Raw genomic sequence first — 21,868 nt, 5'->3', positions numbered from 1 at the left:
AGACTATGCTAATACTAGAGCAGCAGCGGCAGGAATGTTTTTATCTTATGGAAGTGATGTAACTAAAGTTAGCATAACACATTTATGCATGGATACTGCAAGGGGTGCTTTTGCTTGAATCACACAAACTTCACATATAAATATGTACAAGCATTAAAAAGGTACACTTATAGATACTGTGTACCTTTTTAGTTTGCTAATCTTAAAAAGCTATATAAAGAGATTTAGTGATAATTATATTCTTCACAGATATTTTTAATTTATGCAATATTGAAGAAATAGTTTTACCAGAATTACGCCCAAATTTATCTACGTGGGTTAGCGAAACTTGGTTCTGTAGGATTAGGTGCATCAAAATATTTACCTGGTGTTGATAGGTCAAAATATAATTTAGAGTCTTCTGTTACACCAAAATCCTTATTTGATCCTGTATCTTTAACCTTGTTTAAGGCTTCTCTAAATAGTGCATTATGCGCTTCTTCACGATTTAATAGAAAATCTATGGTATTTCTTACTTCTTTATCATTTATCTGACGATATAAATATTCATATACAACTTTGGCTCTTTGCTCTGAAGCTATATTTGAAAGTATGTCTGCTACAAGATCACCAGTAACTGTTACATAATCAGCAGTCCATGGAGCTCCTGAAGAATTGATTAAAACTGGAGATAATCCAGTAAGTGTATGAGTTTCAATTTCTCCGCTCCCTACAGCTTCATGATTAACCTCATGTCCATTTAATAAATTTATAGTTTCTGCAACTATTTCCATGTGGCTAAGTTCTTCTGTACCTATATCAAGAAACAAGTCTTTTATTGTTGGATCTTTTATTCTAAAACTTTGAGAAATATATTGCATTGCGGCTTTTAGTTCACCATTTCCACCACCCAGCTGTTCCTGCATAAGTACAGCGTATTGAGGATTAGGGCTTGCAACTTTTACCTGTAAATTATTTAGTAATTGCTTTTCATGTCTGAACAAATATAACACCTCCATAATTAAATACGAATTTATTATTTACATAAATCTTAAATTTATTCTTTAAATTTAACTAAGAATAATATATAAACAGTGATGATATTCAATGATTTTTCATTGCAGTTAGATTGTTGACAGATATTTGGAATATATTAGACAATAAAAAAGCAGGTGCAAAGATATTTTATAGTTACAATATCCGTAGCAGTAACTTGGTTTTTTATAATACTTATAAATTCAACAAATATAGTTTATTTCACATCAATTTTATTTTCTGATGCATTTAAAGATACAATGATTATAAATTATGGATAGATTTCATGTTAAAGTTTATTAACCTATACTTAAAGCAATGGACATATTATTGAAAAGTAACTGTAACAAAAGCTATGTACTATATAAATATAAGAATTACTCCTTTTAAACTTATATAATATATGGAAAAGCACTGGTAGAAATACTGGTGCTTTTGTTGTGTTCAATAAGATATGGATAGAATACTAGATTAAATTTTATTTAGTTAATAAGCAAAGCTGCTAAGTTCAGCATATATTATTAATATAGCTTGTACAAAATTATATTGAGGAGGAATGATTATTTTGGTAATGAAAGGGATAGACATTTATAGCGGCACTATAATTACGGATTGGAGTGCTGTTAAGGATAGTGGGGTTGAAGCCGTTTATATAAAGGCTACTGAAGGTTTGACTTATGTAAATCCTTTAATGGACATCCAGTACAAAAATGCTAAAGATCAAGGCTTAAAGATTGGATTTTATCATTTTGCAGCTAAAAATAATCCAGTAGGTGAGTATAGACATTTTATGGATACTATAGGTAAGTATGATCAGGATTTAAAACCAGTACTGGATTATGAAGTTTCTAATCCAGACATGAGCTTTTTATCGCAATTCATGGCTCAAAATTCTGCTTTATTGTTATATGCTGCTCACAACGTGGCTGATAAGTCTGGTCTTCCTAAAAATAAGATATGGATAGCAGAACCCAATACTAGACCTACAGATACTAATGGCTATGCTGGTATTCAATATAGTTGGACTGGAAAGATAAATGGAATACAGGGTAATGTGGATATGGATATCTTTAGCACAGATATGCTATTTGATATTGGCAGTGCAGGTTCAACAATAAATCCAAAACAACCGCAGGAAACAGGAGATCCAACGATAAGGATAATTCAATTACAACTTAATACACTGCTTAAAAAAGGATTAGCAGTAGATGGCATAAAAGGTTCACTAACAACAGCAGCTATAAAAGAATTTCAAAGAATTATGGGACTTTCACAAGATGGAATTTGGGGACCTAAGACAGTAGCGGCAGTGGAAGAAATTTATTCGAGACCTGTGGATGGAGTGATATATCCCCATTATGAATATGCAACTAGATATATTCAAATGCGTGTAGGTGCTAAGGGAGATGGCATATTTGGAAATGAAACAAAAGTGCAAGTGCAAAATTGGCAGGCAAAACATGGTTTAGTGGCAGATGGAATCGTTGGATTAATAACCTGGAGTAAATTTCTTGATGAAAATGTATAGCATAAATAGTCGTTTTACTAAATAAATAGTATAGTGAGAAGTTTATTTTTTAGAATTATAAAAATATATTTGGGGGAATGAAAATTGAAGGAAATAATATTAAGTCAAATTTTAATACCAATTCTAGGTGCAATTATAAGTACATTTATAGGTATAATAACTTATTACGCTAAGCAGCTCTATAATAATCATAAAGACTTTTTACAATTACAGAAACAGCAATTGATACAGAAGATAGGTATAGATAAATATAATTCTGATGTAGCAATGATTAAAAATGCAGTTAAAGCAGTAGAACAGTTGGGCAAAGAAAATGACTGGTCGGGTACTTTTAAGCATAGTAAGGTATTAGAGCTTATTGGAGACAAGACTGGACTTACAGATGAGGAGATTTACAATATAATTAAAGGTACTGTTTTGGAAGTCAATAGCTTAAAAAATTCTTCAGGAGCTATTTCAACAGAAAAATAACTTACCTCCCTTAGGGGAGGATTTTTGGTAGAAGTATTGAAGTAAGTTCTTAATTCAGGTGGGGATTCTTTTATCCCATCTGAATTTTAGAACTGCGAATGTATGGCTTATTTGGCGTTGAACTCCCACTTGAAGAAAAGCAGAGAACCAAAATCTTGGATTTTGTGTGAATCGCTTTCGCTGTGTGCAAGCAGAGAACCAAAATCTTGGATTTTGTGTGAATCATTTTCACAGAATGCAAGTAGAGAACCTAAATTTTAATTTGGTGTGGATCACTTTCACAGAGTGCGTGGGAGACTTACGCCAAGTTAGTCAGGGTAAAATTTAAATCACAGAAATTTAATGCAGAAATAAATTAAAAAATTATCAAAAAATCTATTGAAAAATATAAATTATGTATTATAATAGAATTATAGAAAATAAATATTAAATAATAATTAATATTTATTAGCAATTAAAATTAATTCTTTTGATATATAATTTATTTTTAGGAGGTAGGTATTATGGATAATAAAAATGTTAATAAGGATGTTGAATTAAATAAGAATCTTTTGGATGATGAAAAGATTTATGCAGTTGAAGATGAGGAAATTGTAATGAATTGTGAAGGTCAGCCATGTAATTTTACTTACTTTAAAGAATAAAGATCACAAAATTAGTTAATATATATTTACAAAAATATATTGTAAGAGTAACATTAAAGGGTACCATAGCATATTTGGTACCCCTTTTTAGACGGCACTGGTAGAAATACTGGTGCTTTTATTAATAAAAAATTTATATTCAAGATACTGATCATCTATAATATCATAATGAGAAATTAACATTAAAATGAGATTATATTATGGTAAGGATCCCATTTAAATATAAAATTGATTTAGCACCAGTAGAAATACTGGTGTCCTTTTAATATCAATGAATCTTATTTATTGGGGATTTGTACTCCAACTAAATTTAGATAAATTATCAAGGAATATGTTAATGTTATGAGATAAATAATTTTATTTAACTAAATCATTACATAGAATAAAAGCAATCTTAATATTCAGCTTATATAATAAAAATTGTTAGGTTTTCTTCCAACTATATAATTTTTGTTAAGCACTAGTGAAATTATAACTAGTGTATTTTTTTGTTTTTTGAGATAAGTTAATAATATTTTACAGCAATTAAAATAAGTCTTAACAATAAGATGATATTATAAATTTGTGGAAATGAACTCCCTTTCTTAAACAATAAACTTATTCCTGTTGGCACCAGTACTCTCACTGGTGTTTTTTTATATCTGAAATTAGGGTTATATAAAGTGATATATTTATTGATTTATAGAAATATATCACTTTATATATAATAATTTATAGAAAAGAATAGTAAAAATAAAAGAGAATATATTTATTAAATTTGAGGGGATTTTATGAGGAGAAATAAATTTTATCAATTTAGCTTCAACAGATTTAGGATTAATAAATTTAAGATAATAGCATTAATGCTGGGGGTTATTATAATGGCAAGTATAATTATGTTTTTTCCACATTTTTTTAGAAATACCTATATAGTAACTATTTCCAGTAAGCAGGTAAAAAGAAAAGATAATAAAAATGTGTATTTAATTTACACGCAAACGGAAAATGGAGATGCAAGGGTATTTGAGGATACTGATAGTTTACTGGAATTTAAATTTAATTCCGAAGATATATATGGCGCATTGAGAATTAATAGAAGCTATGAGGTTAAAGCTTATGGTTTTAGGATACCATTAACATCAGCTTATGAAAATATTGTAAAAGTTAAAGGAATAAGATAAGCTATTGCTTATAAGAAAAGTCCTCTACATTATCAATTAGACATATTTATAATGTAGAGGATATTTATTATATTATCTATACTTATTACAATAATATTAAGTAATGAATTTTTTCTTTAAATTATTATCTAAATATTAAAATCTTCTAGAATACCTAATTTTTGAAGAAGTCTAAGATTAGTTTCACAACTCAATTGAATAGCTATTTCAACAGCTTTATCTAATTGCCCTTCTAAAACATATGAATTTTCTAAGAGAACTTCATTAGTAGTTTCATGAATTAGTTTAGCTATCGCAGCTTTATCCACAATATCACCTCCTTGACTTTATTAAAATAATTCTACAAAATAGTATAAAAAACCTTTGTAAAATCATGTAAAAGTTATGAATAAATCTGAAATACATAAAATAAAAATAGTTTGTAAATTATCAAAAAGCAGTAATAATTTAAGAAATGAAGGATATTAGCTTTTCCTGTAGAAATATTAAGAAAGAAGGAAGGTAATATTTTGGAATTTGATGATTTAATAAAAAATATATATGACAAAGATGACTCTAAATTTGAAAAATGGTATGAGCACAGGAAAATCATAAGGGATACCATTGATAAAAGAGTAACAGAGTTAAATTTAGATAATAATAAAAGTGTTGCAATATGGGGAGCAGGGAAGTGTTATGACATTGACTTAACTTATTTAAGTGATAAGTTTAATAAAGTCATACTTTTGGATATAAATGAGGATTGCATGAAAGATGCTTTGAAGCTTCACAATGTCAGTAACAGAAAAAATATTGAAATTAAAAAAGTTGATTTTATGGGTAATACAGATAAAATATACAGGGAATTTTTTGAACTCGTTGAAAAAAGGCACAGTTTAGAGGAACTGAGAACATATTTGGAAAATTTGAAAGATAGCATCATAAAAAATAATAATATAAATTTAGATTTAGGTAAATTTAATATTACTCTCTGCTTAGGTGTTCATAGTCAAATATTAGTAGCTATAAACATAATATTAATATACGCACAAAATTTTTATGATAAAAATGATATTGAAGATTTAATCAATATATTTAAAATATGCAAAAAAGAAGCTGAAAAAAATTTTAACCAATCTATAATTAATCACTCTACTGATTTGTTATTTATAGGATTTGATTTGATGGAATTGTCGTTAAAAAACGGTACTGAAAAATTCTACGGAGAAATTGAAGATGCACTATTAAGAAATGATATTGAAGGGGTAATCAAAATAGCAATGCAATGTCCGGTATCAGGAGCTGCACAGGCAGCGGAGGATATGTGGAATCGTATAATAAATAAAAAATTAAAATTTGATGGAATTGATTGCTGGTTTTGGAATTATGATATTACAAAAAGTTATGTTTTTATTTTGGAAACACTGGTAAAGAAGTGATATAATAATTACACTATATATAATATAATAGAAGTATGTTCTTGAAGTATTAAAGGTTTAGGAGTTGATACTTTGTCAGAAAAAACCATTGTTAGAGAGGAAAATAAAACAAAGATAAAGAAACCTAAGTTGTATAAGGTCATTATGCACAATGATGATTATACAACTATGGAATTCGTAATTAGGGTACTTACTGAGGTGTTTAAAAAAGGGGTTATTGAGGCTACAAAGATCATGTATGATGTGCATAAAAAAGGTATTGGGGTTGCTGGCATATATACTTATGATATAGCAAAAACTAAGCTTAATCAGGCAATGGATATGGCTGAAAAAAGTGGTTTCCCCTTTAAATTAAGTATGGAAGAGGAATAGTGTATGAGAATAGATGATTTGTTAAATGAAATTATTACGGCTGCTTATAATGAAGCTAGAGATAAAAAACATGAATATTTAACTCCAGAACATATTCTTTATGCTTCGTTATTTTTTGATGAGGGAAAAAAATTAATAAAAAGCTGTGGTGGAGATATAGAATTACTTAAAGATGATTTAAATACGTACTTTAATGACAATATACCAGTGGTAGAAAATAGTCAACCTATACAAACAGAGGGAATGCAAAATGTACTGAATACAGCAGCCCAGCATATATTATCTTCAGGAAAAGACAATATAAAACTTGAACATGTTATTGTAGCTATATATGATGAAGAAGAAGGTTTTGGAAGCTATTTTTTAAAGAAACAAGGGATAAAAAGATTAGATATTTTAAATTATATTACACATGGTATTTCTAAGGTAGAAGATGAGGAGGATTATGAACTTATCAGTGAAGGCGAGAAAAAAGATGGATACGATGAAAATGGTGAAGTGGACGGAGCAGATAAAAAAGAGAATTTTATAAGTAAGTTTACTATTGACTTAACTGAAAAAGCCAGAATGGGTAACATTGATCCTCTTATAGGAAGAGAAGATATTTTAGAAAAAAGTATCCAGATTTTATGCAGAAGGTTTAAAAATAATCCTGTACATGTTGGTGAGCCTGGTGTGGGTAAAACAGCCATAACAGAAGGATTAGCAAATTTAATTGCTGAAAATAAAGTGCCAAAGGCACTGAGAGGAAGCAGCATATATTATCTTGATATGGGAAGTTTACTGGCAGGAACAAGGTATAGAGGAGATTTTGAAGAGAGAATAAAAAAGGTTTTAAATAAGCTTAAAAAGCAGGGGAATACCATTGTCTATATTGATGAAATACATACTGTAATAGGCGCTGGGTCTGTTTCTGGTGGATCCATGGATGCTTCAAATATATTAAAGCCTTTTTTATTAGATGGAAAAATTAAATTTATAGGGGCAACCACTTATGATGAGTATAAGAAGGTTTTTGAAAAAGACAGAGCATTGTCCAGGCGTTTTCAAAAGATAGAGGTGTTAGAACCTTCAGTGGAGGAAACCTATAATATTTTACTTGGGCTTAAAGAAAACTATGAAAATTTTCATGAAGTTAAATATACAGATAAAGCGTTAAGAGCAGCAGCAGAATTATCTGCAAAATATATTAACGATAGATTTCTTCCAGATAAAGCTATTGATGTAATTGATGAAACAGGAGCCTATGTTAAAATACATAAGGCTGATGAAGATAATATCAGTACAATTGATGAAGAAGATATTCAAAAAATTGTTGCCTCAATGGCAAAGATTCCAGAACAAAATGTTTCAACCAGTGAAATTGATAAATTGAAGAAGCTTGAAGCAAATTTAAAGAAAGAAATATATTCTCAGGATAAGGCTGTAGAAACAGTTGTAAGAGCCATAAAACGTTCAAGAGCAGGTTTCAATGAAGATAATAAAACTGTTGCGAATCTTCTCTTCGTAGGGCCCACTGGAGTTGGAAAAACAGAAATTTCAAAGAAATTAGCTGAAATATTAGATATTCCACTTATAAGATTTGATATGAGTGAATATCAGGAAAAGCATTCAGTAGCTAAACTTATAGGAGCACCACCGGGATATGTGGGTTATGAAGAAGGTGGCCTTTTAACAGATACAGTTAGGAAAACTCCACATTGTGTACTGCTGCTGGATGAGATAGAAAAAGTTCATCCGGATATTTTAAATGTACTTCTTCAGCTAATGGATTATGCAACACTTACAGATAATACAGGCAAGAAAGCAGATTTCAGAAATGTTATTTTAATAATGACCTCCAATGCAGGAGCATCAAAAGTTGGAAAATCTATAATTGGATTTGGTGAGAGAAAGCTTCAGGGAGAGGAAATTAAAAAGGAAGTTGAAAGAGTATTCTCTCCAGAGTTTAGAAATAGACTTGACGATATTGTTGTATTCAATAATATAGATAAGGATATGGCACTGCTTATTGCAAAGAAAGCCTTAAAAGAATTCCAAGAAAAACTTTTAGAAAAAAATATAAGCTTACAGGTTACAGAAAATTGTTACCAGTGGGTTGCGGAAAAGGGATATTCTTCAGTGTATGGTGCTAGAGAAATTCTCAGAGTAGTGCAGCATGAAATTAAACCATATTTTGTAGATGCAGTTCTCTTTGGTGATTTGGCTAAAGGAGGGACTACAATAATTGATGTTAAAGATGGAGAAATAATAATTAACAGTGATTTTTCTAAAGAGCATTAAGCTGGTATCGAGCTACATTTATCAATGAATCTTACTCAGTGGGAGTTTGTATTCCCACTGAGTTTAGATGAATTATCCAGGGACGTGCCAGTGTTATCTCCACCTTTAGAAGGGGAGTGTTACAGTGGCTAGTCATCGGATAAAAACAAATTTTTACGCAGTGACATCTATTATCAATAGGAACTTAATGAATAGATTTGTAGTTATATTAATAAAATATTAAAATTTAAGTTAAGAAATGATAACAAAATGGAAAAGAAAATTTAATATTGATTTGATATTATAAAAATATGAAAATTATCCCTTACAAACTTAGTATGTAGTATTGATTTAGGTACCTGAAAATAAATAAACTAGCATACTGACTGGTTATTTATTTTCCACGCCTGAGCACTGATAGAAATGTCAGTGCTCTTTTTTTAGTCTATTATTCTTAAATCTACATTAATGATATTTTAAGTTAAATTTCACTTCGATAAACATAATAATTTCCAAATAAAATCTGAAGTTTAAATTATATAAAGGAGTAAAATAATTTTCTTTAATAAATTTTAAGGTGATAGGTATAAATATAGGACTAACTTGTAAATAATGTAAAATAAGTGGACAATTTATTTTTGGGATTAGCTGTTGTAAAAGCTAGTATAGAACAGCGTCAATTTTCTTTTCACATAACTAGTTATCAATGAATCTTACTCAGTGGGAGTTTGTATTCCCACTGAGTTTAGATGAATTATCCAGGGACGTGCCGGTGTTATCTCCACCTTTAGAAAAGCAGAGAACCAAAATCTTAGATTTTGTGTGAATCGCTTTCGCTGTGTGCGGTGGAGTGTTACAGCGGCTAGTCATCGGATAAATAAAACTGTCCATTAAATAACATTAATTACAAGGAGAGATTGAATGATGGAAATGCCAATACTGATAAAAAACTCTAAAGTAGATTATAAAGAGGCAAATATGGATGATCTAATAAGGAACGTGCGTAAACATTGTAATAATCTTGACAAATTGTCAAAAGAAGAATTTACATTAAATGAGCAAGTATTATCTTCACAGACGTTATATTTAATCCAAGATTGTATACAGATATTAAAATATTTAAAAGATAATGAATACAATATAGATATAGATTTTCAAGTTCACAATTATGAACTTAAGGACTATAAAAAAGCAGGCAAGATAGCTTTAAGTTGGATTGAAGATGGGGAAGCTTAAAAGATAGAATAAGAATTAAATTGGGTATGCATTTAGGCATATTCATATATCTTTGGAAAAGATGGCATTATAGTGGCTTAATATAATATAAAGATAATCTAAGTTTGGGAATTATCTTGAAAATAGCACCTAGGCTTAGATTATAAATTGTTAAGTACTTTTTCTAATTACTAAATCAGGGCGAATCATTATACTTGAGGACACATTTTTATTTTCCATAACATCATTAAGTAATTTAACGCTTAGTGAACTGGTGATTTCTACTTTGTTATCTACAGATGTTAATTCTGGATAGCAGCATTCAGTAAAGATAGAATTGTTAAAACCTGTTACAGCAACATCTTTAGGCACATCAAGGCCCAATTCTCTAAGCTTTTTAATAGCACCTACGGCAGTGATATCTTCGCCAAATATTATAGCGGAAAATTTTTTGTTGACTTTCATAAATTTTTCCACTGCTTCATAACCGCCTTCTAGTCCCTTTTCTACCGTCATTATAGAATTATCATCTATAGTTAAGCCGTGTTTATTCATTCCAATTATAAAGCCATCTTTTTTTTGATTTGCACTATAAGTGTCTAAATCTTTTACATATACAATATCTGAATGGCCTCTTTCAACTAGATGGTCCACACAAAGGGTTATGCCAAAAGAATCATCTACTAATATTGAATAGGTATTTTCTATATTTAAGAAAGCATTTATGGATACTATAGGAATATTTTTAGCATAGGTAGATATTGCAGATTTTATATCATCATCATTAAATACTGATCCCATTAGGATAATACCGTCAATATTTCTTTCTGACAGCATTTTAATGTAGTTTATGCTTTCTGTAGTTTTACCACTTGTATTGCAAAGAATAACACTATAGCCTAATTTATTAAATTCTCTTTCAATTATATAAGCAGTATTAGCATGGTGAACATCTGTAATATCTATAGTCAATACCCCTATAGATTTCATAGATTTTGAAACTAAACCTCTAGCTATGGCATTAGGGGTATAATTATATTTCTTTAATATATATTCAACTTTATCTTTAGTTTTTTTACTGATATTTTCTTTATTATTTAAGACTCTGGATACAGTAGTTATGGAAACACCAGCTTCTTTGGCAATATCATAAATATTCATAGTTGTTCCTCCGTAGAAATAGATATATAAACAAAATTGTTCATTTATGTTATATTTATTGAAAGCGCTTATAATTTTTACACATTAGTAGTAAATAATAATTGTAATTAACAAAAATAGGTAGCTGATTATAGCTATCAAGAGTAATCGTTTAATGCAATAAATTTAATTTCTAAAATTTTTTATTAATAAGATAAGCTTATTATATTTATTAATTTATATAATGTCAAATTTAACAGTAAACAGCGTGAACTATTGATAGCAATAAGATAAGAAAGATTATTTAATGCAGAATATTTACGTGAAATTCTTTTAAAAAATATTTTTATATAAAGGATTTTAAATATTGTAAAAAAATATATTAAAATAACTATTGAAATCTTTTACAAAGTATAATATAATGAAATTGTTGAAAATGAAAGCCCTTTCATAAGAACTTATAAATATCTATGTAGGGGGTACATACAACAAATATTTTCAATTATATAAATAAAAATTTTGGGGGTGCAAATTATGATATTTGGTGACATAAATAATCTTAATGATATGGAGAGGATTCTTCCTAAGCCTATAGTGAAAACGATTAATTATTTAAAAAGTAATGATTTCATTAATATGAAAGCAGGAGTTTATGAAATTGATGGAAAAGATATATATGCTCAAGTGATAGATGCTGCAACAAAGGAAAAAAGTAATGCAAGGCCTGAAGTGCACAAAAAATATATTGATGTGCAATTTTCAGTAGAAGGTAAAGAAAAAATAGGTTTTGCTAGAGATACTGGTAAAAATAAAGTATCAGAAGATTTATTAGAAGAAAAAGATATTAAGTTTTATGAAAATGCTGAAAATGAAGTGGATTTAATAATGAAGCCGGGAAATTTTGCTGTACTTTTTCCAAATGATGTTCATAGACCTGCTTGCTCTGTTGGAGAACCATGTAATATAAGAAAAGTAATTGTAAAGGTAAACTCAGAAATACTTTAAAAGGAGAATTCTTTTAATGAAAACTATACGTTGGGGAATGATTGGCTGTGGTGATGTAGCAGAAGTTAAAAGTGGACCTGGCTTTTATAAATGTGAAAATTCAACTTTACAAGGGGTAACCAGTAGAAGAATAGAAAGAGCTAAAAATTATGCTAAAAGACATAATGTACCCAAGGTATATAATCAAGTAGATGAATTAATAAATGATCCTGATATAGATGCTGTATATATTGCTACACCTCCAAGTTCTCATAAAGAATATGCTTTAAAATGTGCTAGGGCAGGTAAAATAGTTTATATTGAAAAACCTATGGCTGAAACTTATAAGGATTGCCTTGAAATAATAGAAGAATGTAAAAAAACGAATACACTTACATTTATTGCATATTATAGAAGAGCCATGGAAAGGTTTAAAAATATCAAGAAAATTGTAGAGGATAAAGTTATTGGAGATGTGAGGCTTGTAAATGTAACTTTATATAAAAAAGCTGCTAAGGAAGATTATGACAAAAACAATTTGCCTTGGAGATTAATACCTGAAATTGCTGGTGGCGGCAAGTTTTTGGATATGGGAGTTCATGAGATTGATATTTTGGATTTTATATTTGGGCCTTTCTTAGAAATTGAAGGAAAAGCATCAAATCAAGCAGGATTGTATGAAGTTGAAGATATAGTTACAGCTAATTGGAAGTTTCAAAATGATATACATGGCACTGGAATTTGGTGTTTTACAAGTTTCGAAAACTATGATAAAGTTGAAATAATTGGTGATAAAGGAAAAATATATTTTCAGTTCTTTAGTCAAAATCCTATATACGTAACAACAGAAGAAGGTGTAGCTCAATATCAGTATAAAGATCCAGAGCATGTTCAACAACCTTTTATTCAAAGTATTGTAAATGAATTAATAGGAAACGGAAAATGTCCAGGAGATTTAGAAAGTGCCGCAAGAACAAGCAAGGTGGCAGATGAAATATTGAAGAACTATAGAATTGAAAAAGGCTTTAATAAATTTATATAAATTGTAAGTTTGTATTACTTATTTGATTATATCAAAATATGAGAAAGTTTTATTATAAAGAATTTGTAAAAGAGAGAGGGGAAAATAATTATGCAAATGACTTTTAGATGGTATGGTGATGATGATAAAGTTACATTAGACCAGATAAAGCAAATACCGGGAGTTACAGGAATAGTATCTGCTATATATGATGTTCCAGTAGGCGAAGTTTGGCCAATAGAAAAGATAATAGCTTTAAAAGAGAAAATAGAATCTAAGGGATTAAGTTTTGACACTATAGAAAGTGTACCAGTCCATGAAGATATAAAAAGAGGATTGCCTACTAGAGACAAACTTATATCAAACTATTGTGAAACATTAAAAAATCTATCAAAAGTAGGAATAAAAGTAGTCTGTTATAATTTTATGCCAGTATTTGACTGGACTAGATCAGATTTAGATTTTGAATTAGAAGATGGTTCAACAGCTCTTGTATACAGACAGAAAACTGTAGAGAAAATGGACCCATCTACAGGAGAGTTATCACTTCCAGGATGGGATTCAAGCTATACAAAGGAAGAACTTAAGGACTTATTAAATGAATACAAAAAAATTACTGAAGAAGATTTGTGGAATAATCTAGAATATTTCCTTAAAAAAATTATTCCAGTTGCAGAATTGGCAGATATAAAAATGGCAATACATCCGGATGATCCACCTTGGTCAATATTTGGACTTCCAAGAATAATAACTAGCAAGAAAAATTTGGATAGACTTATAAATTTGGTGGATAGTCCTAGCAATGGAATAACTCTCTGCTCAGGTTCTTTGGGACCTAATCCAAATAATGATATACCAGATATGATTCGTTATTTTGGAGGTAAAGGCAGAATACACTTTGCACATACAAGAAATATTAAAATTACTGGTGATAGAGATTTTGAAGAAGCACCTCATAGAAGTGTAGATGGTTCTCTGGATATGGTTGAAATTATGACAGCTTATCATGATATAGGCTTTGATGGACCAATGAGACCGGATCATGGAAGAATGATTTGGGGTGAAACAGGAAGACCGGGATATGGTCTTTATGACAGAGCTTTAGGTGCAACTTATCTAAATGGAATATGGGAAGCTTTAGATAAGAGATATAAATAGATTTCTAAGAGGAAAAGGGGAGTTAAATTATGAATTTGCCATTTAAAATTGATTTGAAGGATAAGGTTATAGTTGTTACTGGTGCAGGTGGAGTTATTTGCGGTACTTTTGCCAAAGCATTGGCTCAGTGTGGTGGAAAAATAGCAGTATTGGACAGAAATGAAGAAAGAGCAAATGCTGTTGCAGGGGAAATAAATGCTAACGGTGGAATTGCAATTAGCGTTCCCACAGATGTACTTGATATTGAAAGTCTTAAAAAAGCTAAGAGCATAGTTAACGAAAAACTAGGAGCTTGTGATATTTTGCTGAATGGTGCAGGTGGAAATAATCCAAAGGGAACTACATCTAAAGAATATCTTTTTAAAGAGGATATAGAAAACAAAAAAGAAGATGAAATAACTTTCTTTGATTTAGATCAAAAGGGAATTGAATTTGTTTTTAACTTAAACTTCTTAGGAACTCTTCTTCCAACTCAGGTATTTGCAAAGGATATGATAGATAAAAAAGATGCAGCAATAGTTAATATATCTTCTATGAATGCTTTTACTCCGCTTACAAAGATTCCAGCTTATAGTGGTGCTAAGGCTGCAGTTTCAAACTTTACTCAGTGGCTTGCAGTACATTTCTCAAAGGTTGGAATAAGAGTAAATGCCATAGCTCCAGGTTTTCTTGTAACTAATCAAAATAAGGCATTGCTTTTAAATGAAGATGGAAGTTATACTGAAAGATCTAAAAAAATATTGAGTGCAACACCAATGGATAGATTTGGTGAATGTGAAGAATTACTGGGTACATTATTTTGGCTTATAGATAATAAAGCTTCAAGCTTTGTAAATGGTGTAGTTGTTCCTGTAGACGGAGGTTTTTCAGCCTACTCTGGAGTTTAAATTGTATTATACTATATGAAGCATAAAGTTGTTGATACTATTAAAAATATTTATTACTATCTTAGATATGGTAAATAAATAACTAGTCAGTATGTATACTAGTATATTTCGATGGTATTTATTTACACATGCGTTAAATTAATCTATTCTGTTGAATGTTTTACTTCCATTTAGATGGGTATAGATACCAATCTAAATGAAAGTTTTACTCCTGTATAAATCATGTCACAAATAATAGTTAGGTATATTGTTAATTCTATCAATAGTGAACTAAAGATTAAAATCAAGTAAATTTAGAGATATTTATATAGATTTACTAATCTTACTTCTCGCTATGTCAATTTCAGTTAAATTTTTAACTAGATTATATGTATATTTTTAAAATCAGATAATATGAATTAGATAATATGAGTATGTATATGGATAATTATAATCAGTTTTGTGAAAATTTAAATTTCTCAAAATTGAGAAAAGTTATCTATATAAGGCATGCATATATTATAGATTTGACTGTTAAGTAAACGCTTTCAAAATAAATATAAATTATATGAGGAGTGTATAAATATGAGTGAAACTACGGGTTCAGCAATAAAAATTCCAAATAAACGTTGGATACACATAATTCCACCAATTCTTTTAGTTTATATAGTTGCTTTTATGGATCGTACCAATATAGGTTTTGCCATGGCAGGGGGAATGAGTAAGGACCTTGGAATGACTGCCAGTGTTACAGGTATTGCAGCAGGTATATTCTTTATAGGTTATCTGTTTCTTCAGGTTCCGGGAGGACAGATTGCAGAGAAGGGAAGTGCTAAAAAATTTATAGCAGGTACTATAGTTGTATGGGGTGTTCTTGCCATTACCTCTGGATTTGCAAGAAGTACAGCTCAATTGCTTGTTCTAAGATTTTTGCTTGGTGTTGCTGAGGGTGGAGTCATGCCGGCAGTACTTACAATAGTTCGTCATTGGTTTCCAAGTGAAGAACGTGGTAGAGCAACAGCCTTTGTTATAATGAATAATCCAATTGCTTCCATTATAACTGGACCACTTTCCGGACTTATTTTAACTAGATTTACCTGGCACTATGTATTCATAATAGAGGGAATAATATCACTTGCATTAATTCTAGTTTGGTTACCATTAATCAGCGATAGACCAGAAACTGCTAAATGGATCAGTAAAGAAGAGAGAGATTATATTGTTGAAAGGTTGGAAGCAGAACAAAAATGCATGGATGCAACTAATCAGAAGAAGACATCTTTAAAGGAAATTTTGAAAAATAAAACTTTGTGGAAATTGGTGCTTATATTTTTCTTTGTTCAGACTGGTGTATATGGATATACATTGTGGCTGCCAACAATCCTTAAAAATTTGACTAAAACAGGAATGGGTCAGGTTGGACTTCTGTCTATTTTCCCTTATATAGCAACTATAATTGGACTGTTTATTTTTCCAACTCTTTCAGATAAGACAATGAAAAGAAAAAAATATATTGTAATTACAATTGTAGGGTTTGCAATATGTTTATATTTATCAGTTGGTTTTCAGCATTCTATATTGTTATCCTTTATAATGCTCGTAGGCTGCGGATTATTTTTACAAGCCTCTTCTGCCGTATTTATGACAATTCCGCCAGCAGTATTTAGTTCAGAAGTAGCAGGTGGAGCTACTGGAATTATAAATGCATTAGGTAATCTTGGTGGATTTATAGGACCTTTTCTGGTTGGATTGTTAATGCAAGTATTTAGTTATAGCATGAGTATATATAGCTTAGTTCTGTCCTTAGTATTTGCAATTATAATTACGTTTACTCTTCCAAAAGAGAAAAACGATTGTGCACATCAGACAGTGCCAATAAAACCAGAAGGTGTTGTTAGGTCTTAAAAACGTGCGAATTACAAAAAAATAGTCTTATGTAAAGAATAATCATGAATAAGTTATGAGAAGAAAAATATACAGATAATAAATATTAGTGAAAATGAATTGGGCATTGAAATATTATTCTAAATATAATATAATTAAAATAATCCAAGTTGAAAGCCCTTTCATTAAGCTTTTTTAAGATTTATTTAAAATTTAGTTTAGTGAGGTGTAATTATGATCTTTGGAAATATAGACAATATTGATGATTTGGAGAAGGTCTGTCCAAAACCAATAATGAAAGCGATTAACTATTTAAAAGATAATGATTTTGTTAATATGGAAACTGGAGTATATGAGATTATGGGGAAGGATATATATGCTCAAGTAGTAGATAGAACTACAAAAGAAAAATCTGAGGCAAAGGCAGAGGTCCACAGAAAGTGTGTTGAAATTCAATATTCTGTGGGTGGAAATGAAATAATAGGCTTTGCAAGGGATACTGGCGATAATGTTGTTGAAGAAGAGCTATTAAAAGAAAAAGATGTTATGTTCTATAAAGATGTAGAACATGAAACCGATTTGATAATGCAGCCGGGTAGCTTTGCCATATTCTTTCCGGAAGATGTTCACAGACCTTGGTGTGCCTATAATGAACCTTGTGAGGTTAGAAAGATAAATGTAAAGATCAATATTGCATTGATTTAAGCATATAAAAATAGATCTATTTAGTATCTATGAAGTGACAATGTATGATACTAAATAGACCTATATACTGCTGGCTATTTATTTAAAGATGAGATATATTATATAAATTTATATGAAGGGAAGATATTATTATGAGAGTTAGTTTTGAAGAAATGAAAAGTGAATTTAAAAGAATATTGATAAAAAAAGGGTTTAGTGAAGAGAGAGCAGAGGCATCAGCACAATTATTTACTGAAACTAGTTGCGATGGAGTTTATTCCCATGGATATGTTAGATTTCCAAGAGTAATAGAATATATAGATAAAGGATTTATAGATGTAAATGCTGTTCCTACTAAAATAGAAGGAATGGGAGCTTTTGAAAAATGGGATGGAAATCTAGGCATGGGAAATTTAAATGCTAAGTTTTGCATGGATAGGACTATAGAACTGGCAAAAAAAAATACAATAGGTTGTATTGCATTAAGAAACACTAATCATTGGATGAGAGGCGGCAGTTATGGCTGGCAGGCAGCTGATGCAGGATGTATTGGTATTTGCTGGACGAACACTTTTACAAATATGCCGGCTTGGGGAGCAAAGGATAGTAGAATAGGTAACAATCCACTTATATTATCTGTACCAAGAGAAGGTGGGCATCATGTAGTGGTAGATTTAGCCATGGCTCAATTTTCCTATGGCAAAATTGAAGTAACTAAATTAAATAAGGAGCAATTACCAATACCTGGAGGCTATGATACAAAGGGAAATATAACTACAGATCCAGAAGAAATTGAAAAAACTGGTAGAGTTTTGCCTATAGGTTATTGGAAAGGATCCGGCTTGTCAATATTATTAGATCTTATAGCTACAGTATTATCAGGTGGTAATTCAGTTTTCAAAATAGGAAAAATAGATGGAGCATCAGAATATCAATTATCACAGATATTTATAGCTATTGATGCTGAAAGGGTAGCGGGAAATGAATTCCTTAAATCAGCAGTAAATGAAGTATTAGAGGATATAAAGGCTTCAGAAAGAGTTGATGACAATAAGGAGATATTCTATCCTGGAGAAAGAACTTTGCACACTAGAGAGAAAAATTTTGATCAGGGAATACCAGTAGATGAAGCTGTTTGGGGAAAAATAAAGAATATGTAAATAAGCATTATTAATAATTTTATGGAATATTTAACAGGTTAGATGTAAATGCGGAATATTACTTTTTATTATTAACCAAGGAAAGGAGAATATTAAAATTCTTCTTTTCTTGGTTTTAGTTATTAGAAAAATTTACATAAAACTTATAATTATTTTATGGATTTTATGATAGGATAAATTATGTACATAGTATATCTAAAACTAAGGATATCTAGAAAGAATTAGAAAAATTTTTATGGAATATATGTGCTATATTTCAACGAAGAAAGGATGGGGTAATTATGAATTACTTTAATTTAGATGGTAAAAAAGCTATTGTTACAGGAGGAAGCAGCGGACTTGGCAGAGGAATGGCTGAAGGCCTTGCAGAGGCTGGAGCAGAAGTGATTATTGTAGGTGTGTCAGATAAAGCTTATGGAACTGCAGATGAATTAAATAAATTAGGATATAAGGTACATGCAATAAAAGGAGATATTGGGAAAAGAGAAAATTTAAAAGAATTATTCAATAGCTGTTTAGATAAATTAGGTGGAGATTTAGATATAATAGTAAACAATGCAGGCATTCAAAGAAGAAATAAATGTGAAGAATTTCCTTTAGAGGATTGGGATGAAGTTATTAGTGTAAACCTTACAGCTACTTTTCAGCTATGTCAGATGGCTGGTATAAAAATGCTTGAAAAAGGCAGTGGGAAAATTATAAATGTTGCGTCTATGTTAAGCTTTTTTGGTGGATATACAGTACCGGCCTATGCTGCCAGTAAAGGTGGAGTAGCTCAGCTTACAAAAGCCCTTGCCAATGAGTGGGCAAGTAAGGGAATTAATATTAATGCTATAGCACCTGGATATATGGATACTTCTATGAATACAAAGCTGATAAATGATGAAGTGAGAAATAGTGAAATACTTTCAAGAATACCAGCTGCAAGATGGGGAACGCCAGAAGACTTAAAGGGTATAACTATATTTTTGGCATCTTCGGCCTCTGATTATTTAAATGGTACGGTTATCCCTGTTGATGGAGGATATTTAGGAAGATAGAGTATAACTTTTACATGGGACAATTGTGTATTAATATATTTATATAGTAATTTTAGAATTGAAAAATATATAACAGGACTTAATTTCTGTAGGTAAATAATTAATCAAAAAATATTGGAATCATTTTTTAAATGATTAGTGATATGTATGGAAATAAACAGAAAGTAAAAGATAGGATTTATACTGACTAGTTACTGAATAGAGGTGATATAATGAATGTGATTGTAGATAGATTTGAAGGTAAATATGCTGTATGTGAAAAAGAGGATAAAACTATGATTAACATTGAAAAATTAAAATTACCTAAGGAAGTAAAAGAGGGAGACGTACTTACAATAGAATCAGTAGGTATTTCTATAAATCTAAAGGAAACTATAGATAGAAAAGCTAGAATTAAAGAATTAATGAAAGATATCTGGAATTGATATTGGAAATTATTTTTAAAATATTTTATTATTATTACAAAATATTTAGGTATTTTTGAATTGGTATTTATTTTAATAGCTAATTTTTATTAAAATAATTTTTGTAAAAAGATTTACATAGATCTATTCAAAAAATATTATTGACAAAGAATGTTTTTTGATTTATTATATAGTAAATTCAATAAAATCTTATCCAGAGTGGTAGAGGGACTGGCCCGTTGAAACCCGACAACCAGCATTGTTTTTAATGTGTATGGTGTTAATTCCAGCAGATTGTTTCTGAAAGATAAGGAAAACTATTTTAGTTTGTGTAGTTGTTTTTCTTATTATGGAAAGACAACTTTTATTTATTTACAGGATAGATTGATGCAATAAATTAATAAGAATTGCAAATGGATGCGTAATAGAGATTATATTATCTATAATAACCTATTAAACAAATATGACAAGTAAGTGCGTTAAAATGAAAAGTATTAATATCTTTCTATAGGGGGTGAGCATTTGCCTATAAATATACCTGATAATCTTCCGGCTGCCAAAGTTCTAAATGATGAAAACATATTTGCAATGGATGAAAAACGTGCAAATAAACAGGATATAAGACCACTTAGCATAGTAATATTAAATTTAATGCCAATGAAAATTACAACTGAAACTCAAATATTGAGGCTTCTAAGTAATTCGCCTTTACAAGTGGATATAACTTTAATATATCCTAAGACTCATTCTTTTAAAAATACTTCAGAAGAATATTTGTTCAAATACTATGAAACTTTTGATGATATAAAAAATAAGAAATTTGATGGCATGATAATTACAGGAGCTCCTATTGAACAGATTGATTTTAAAGATGTGGATTATTGGAATGAATTAGTTGAAATTATGGAGTGGAGTTTGCATAATGTATACTCAACACTTCATATATGTTGGGGAGCTCAGGCTGGTTTATATTATCATTATAATATTCCCAAATACCATCTTTCAAAAAAATTGTTTGGAGTTTTTCTGCACAAAACCACTGAAAAAAATGTAAATCTGTTAAGAGGGTTTGATGATGTGTTTTACGTTCCACATTCAAGACACACAGAAGTGAGAAGAAAAGATATTGAAAAAGATCCAAGACTGAAAATTTTATCTGAATCTGAGGATGCAGGTATATATATAGTAACAGCAAAACATGGGCGTCAAATTTTTGTTATGGGGCACTCTGAATATGATCCTTTAACTTTAAAGGCCGAATATGATAGAGATATTTCAAATAATGAAAATATTGAAATTCCTAAGAATTATTTTAAAGATAATGATCCTAAAAAAGATCCAGTAGTAAAATGGAGAAGTCATTCTAATCTATTATTTTTAAATTGGCTGAATTATTATGTATATCAGGAAACACCCTATAATTTAGATGAAATTCTATAATAA

21 protein-coding genes and 1 riboswitch are annotated in these 21,868 nt (G+C 29.9%); of the genes, 18 read left to right on the top strand and 3 right to left on the bottom strand.

All coding sequences use genetic code 11. From position 1 onward, the window contains the following. Positions 1-305: 305 nt before the first annotated feature. A complete protein-coding gene (locus ABF633_RS09515) occupies positions 306-983 on the bottom strand; it encodes a manganese catalase family protein (protein WP_415523468.1) in 678 nt (225 codons plus the stop codon). A gap of 602 nt (positions 984-1,585) precedes the next feature. On the opposite strand from ABF633_RS09515, the gene ABF633_RS09510 reads away from it, so the two are divergent. The 4 genes from ABF633_RS09510 to ABF633_RS09495 all read left to right on the top strand — a co-directional run bounded on the left by ABF633_RS09510 (position 1,586) and on the right by ABF633_RS09495 (position 4,817). Then, entirely contained in the window at positions 1,586-2,542 is a 957-nt protein-coding gene (locus ABF633_RS09510) for a GH25 family lysozyme (protein ID WP_415523488.1), read from the top strand. Between the two features lie 84 nt (positions 2,543-2,626). Beyond that, on the top strand, positions 2,627-3,013 hold the full coding sequence (locus ABF633_RS09505) for a hypothetical protein (RefSeq protein WP_415523467.1): 387 nt from the start codon (positions 2,627-2,629) through the stop codon (positions 3,011-3,013). A gap of 503 nt (positions 3,014-3,516) precedes the next feature. Beyond that, positions 3,517-3,657 carry a hypothetical protein gene (locus ABF633_RS09500; protein WP_415523466.1) on the top strand — a complete coding sequence of 47 codons (141 nt, stop codon included), beginning with the start codon at positions 3,517-3,519 and terminating at the stop codon, positions 3,655-3,657. Positions 3,658-4,517: 860 nt separating this feature from the next. Next, positions 4,518-4,817 (top strand): DUF1523 family protein, encoded by a 300-nt coding sequence (locus tag ABF633_RS09495; RefSeq protein WP_415523465.1) that lies wholly within the window; start codon positions 4,518-4,520, stop codon positions 4,815-4,817. Positions 4,818-4,945: 128 nt separating this feature from the next. On the opposite strand, the gene ABF633_RS09490 is transcribed toward ABF633_RS09495, so the two are convergent. Beyond that, positions 4,946-5,125: a hypothetical protein gene (locus tag ABF633_RS09490; RefSeq protein ID WP_415523464.1), complete on the bottom strand. Its 180-nt coding sequence runs from the start codon at positions 5,123-5,125 to the stop codon at positions 4,946-4,948. A 201-nt stretch (positions 5,126-5,326) separates the two neighbouring features. Between ABF633_RS09490 and ABF633_RS09485 the strand changes: the two genes are divergently transcribed. From ABF633_RS09485 to ABF633_RS09470, 4 genes are all read left to right on the top strand, one after another. Beyond that, positions 5,327-6,235, top strand: coding sequence for a hypothetical protein (locus ABF633_RS09485; protein ID WP_415523463.1), 909 nt, complete (start codon positions 5,327-5,329; stop codon positions 6,233-6,235). Positions 6,236-6,307: 72 nt separating this feature from the next. After that, entirely contained in the window at positions 6,308-6,607 is a 300-nt protein-coding gene (locus ABF633_RS09480; protein WP_415523462.1) for an ATP-dependent Clp protease adaptor ClpS, read from the top strand. A 3-nt stretch (positions 6,608-6,610) separates the two neighbouring features. Beyond that, positions 6,611-8,890 (top strand): ATP-dependent Clp protease ATP-binding subunit ClpA, encoded by a 2,280-nt coding sequence (clpA, locus tag ABF633_RS09475; RefSeq protein ID WP_415523460.1) that lies wholly within the window; start codon positions 6,611-6,613, stop codon positions 8,888-8,890. 900 nt (positions 8,891-9,790) lie between these two features. After that, on the top strand, positions 9,791-10,105 hold the full coding sequence (locus tag ABF633_RS09470) for a hypothetical protein (RefSeq protein ID WP_415523459.1): 315 nt from the start codon (positions 9,791-9,793) through the stop codon (positions 10,103-10,105). Between the two features lie 150 nt (positions 10,106-10,255). Here ABF633_RS09470 and ABF633_RS09465 read toward each other — a convergent pair whose 3' ends face one another. After that, positions 10,256-11,245, bottom strand: a complete 990-nt coding sequence (locus ABF633_RS09465) for a LacI family DNA-binding transcriptional regulator (protein WP_415523458.1) — start codon at positions 11,243-11,245, stop codon at positions 10,256-10,258. A 513-nt stretch (positions 11,246-11,758) separates the two neighbouring features. Between ABF633_RS09465 and ABF633_RS09460 the strand changes: the two genes are divergently transcribed. From ABF633_RS09460 to metA, 10 genes are all read left to right on the top strand, one after another. Next, entirely contained in the window at positions 11,759-12,229 is a 471-nt protein-coding gene (locus ABF633_RS09460) for a YhcH/YjgK/YiaL family protein (RefSeq protein ID WP_415523457.1), read from the top strand. A gap of 16 nt (positions 12,230-12,245) precedes the next feature. Continuing rightward, positions 12,246-13,250, top strand: a complete 1,005-nt coding sequence (locus tag ABF633_RS09455) for a Gfo/Idh/MocA family protein (protein ID WP_415523456.1) — start codon at positions 12,246-12,248, stop codon at positions 13,248-13,250. Positions 13,251-13,340: 90 nt separating this feature from the next. Next, the gene (gene uxuA / locus ABF633_RS09450) at positions 13,341-14,387 is read left to right on the top strand and encodes a mannonate dehydratase (protein ID WP_415523455.1); all 1,047 of its coding nucleotides are present in this window, start codon (positions 13,341-13,343) and stop codon (positions 14,385-14,387) included. 29 nt (positions 14,388-14,416) lie between these two features. Then, the gene (locus tag ABF633_RS09445) at positions 14,417-15,274 is read left to right on the top strand and encodes an SDR family oxidoreductase (protein ID WP_415523454.1); all 858 of its coding nucleotides are present in this window, start codon (positions 14,417-14,419) and stop codon (positions 15,272-15,274) included. A 564-nt stretch (positions 15,275-15,838) separates the two neighbouring features. Continuing rightward, complete coding sequence (locus ABF633_RS09440; RefSeq protein ID WP_415523453.1) at positions 15,839-17,158, top strand: MFS transporter; 1,320 nt, start codon at positions 15,839-15,841, stop codon at positions 17,156-17,158. Positions 17,159-17,371: 213 nt separating this feature from the next. Beyond that, positions 17,372-17,842: a YhcH/YjgK/YiaL family protein gene (locus ABF633_RS09435; protein ID WP_415523452.1), complete on the top strand. Its 471-nt coding sequence runs from the start codon at positions 17,372-17,374 to the stop codon at positions 17,840-17,842. Between the two features lie 131 nt (positions 17,843-17,973). Further along, positions 17,974-18,981, top strand: coding sequence for a 3-dehydro-L-gulonate 2-dehydrogenase (gene yiaK / locus ABF633_RS09430; protein WP_415523451.1), 1,008 nt, complete (start codon positions 17,974-17,976; stop codon positions 18,979-18,981). Positions 18,982-19,262: 281 nt separating this feature from the next. Then, a complete protein-coding gene (locus tag ABF633_RS09425) occupies positions 19,263-20,021 on the top strand; it encodes an SDR family NAD(P)-dependent oxidoreductase (RefSeq protein WP_415523450.1) in 759 nt (252 codons plus the stop codon). Positions 20,022-20,233: 212 nt separating this feature from the next. After that, on the top strand, positions 20,234-20,446 hold the full coding sequence (locus ABF633_RS09420) for a DUF3006 domain-containing protein (RefSeq protein WP_415523449.1): 213 nt from the start codon (positions 20,234-20,236) through the stop codon (positions 20,444-20,446). 186 nt (positions 20,447-20,632) lie between these two features. Then, a riboswitch (SAM riboswitch) is annotated at positions 20,633-20,739 on the top strand. Between the two features lie 208 nt (positions 20,740-20,947). Then, the gene (gene metA, locus ABF633_RS09415) at positions 20,948-21,865 is read left to right on the top strand and encodes a homoserine O-acetyltransferase MetA (RefSeq protein WP_415523448.1); all 918 of its coding nucleotides are present in this window, start codon (positions 20,948-20,950) and stop codon (positions 21,863-21,865) included. The last annotated feature ends 3 nt before the right edge of the window (positions 21,866-21,868 follow it).

Source organism: Clostridium sp. (assembly GCF_047718555.1).
Classification (GTDB): domain Bacteria; phylum Bacillota; class Clostridia; order Clostridiales; family Clostridiaceae; genus Clostridium_I.
The sequence above is the reverse complement of the archived record's forward strand: the minus strand, read 5'-3'. Positions and strand labels throughout refer to the sequence as shown.

Excerpts from the sequence above, each read along its gene's own strand:
- ABF633_RS09510 (WP_415523488.1), top strand. The coding sequence starts at position 1,586 with ATGAAAGGGATAGACATTTATAGCGGCACTATAATTACGGATTGGAGT.
- ABF633_RS09500 (WP_415523466.1), top strand. The coding sequence starts at position 3,517 with ATGGATAATAAAAATGTTAATAAGGATGTTGAATTAAATAAGAATCTT.
- ABF633_RS09495 (WP_415523465.1), top strand. The coding sequence starts at position 4,518 with ATGGCAAGTATAATTATGTTTTTTCCACATTTTTTTAGAAATACCTAT.
- clpA (WP_415523460.1), top strand. The coding sequence starts at position 6,611 with ATGAGAATAGATGATTTGTTAAATGAAATTATTACGGCTGCTTATAAT.
- ABF633_RS09470 (WP_415523459.1), top strand. The coding sequence starts at position 9,791 with ATGATGGAAATGCCAATACTGATAAAAAACTCTAAAGTAGATTATAAA.
- ABF633_RS09465 (WP_415523458.1), bottom strand. The coding sequence starts at position 11,245 with ATGAATATTTATGATATTGCCAAAGAAGCTGGTGTTTCCATAACTACT.
- ABF633_RS09460 (WP_415523457.1), top strand. The coding sequence starts at position 11,759 with ATGATATTTGGTGACATAAATAATCTTAATGATATGGAGAGGATTCTT.
- ABF633_RS09455 (WP_415523456.1), top strand. The coding sequence starts at position 12,246 with ATGAAAACTATACGTTGGGGAATGATTGGCTGTGGTGATGTAGCAGAA.
- uxuA (WP_415523455.1), top strand. The coding sequence starts at position 13,341 with ATGCAAATGACTTTTAGATGGTATGGTGATGATGATAAAGTTACATTA.
- ABF633_RS09445 (WP_415523454.1), top strand. The coding sequence starts at position 14,417 with ATGAATTTGCCATTTAAAATTGATTTGAAGGATAAGGTTATAGTTGTT.
- ABF633_RS09440 (WP_415523453.1), top strand. The coding sequence starts at position 15,839 with ATGAGTGAAACTACGGGTTCAGCAATAAAAATTCCAAATAAACGTTGG.
- ABF633_RS09435 (WP_415523452.1), top strand. The coding sequence starts at position 17,372 with ATGATCTTTGGAAATATAGACAATATTGATGATTTGGAGAAGGTCTGT.
- yiaK (WP_415523451.1), top strand. The coding sequence starts at position 17,974 with ATGAGAGTTAGTTTTGAAGAAATGAAAAGTGAATTTAAAAGAATATTG.
- ABF633_RS09425 (WP_415523450.1), top strand. The coding sequence starts at position 19,263 with ATGAATTACTTTAATTTAGATGGTAAAAAAGCTATTGTTACAGGAGGA.
- ABF633_RS09420 (WP_415523449.1), top strand. The coding sequence starts at position 20,234 with ATGAATGTGATTGTAGATAGATTTGAAGGTAAATATGCTGTATGTGAA.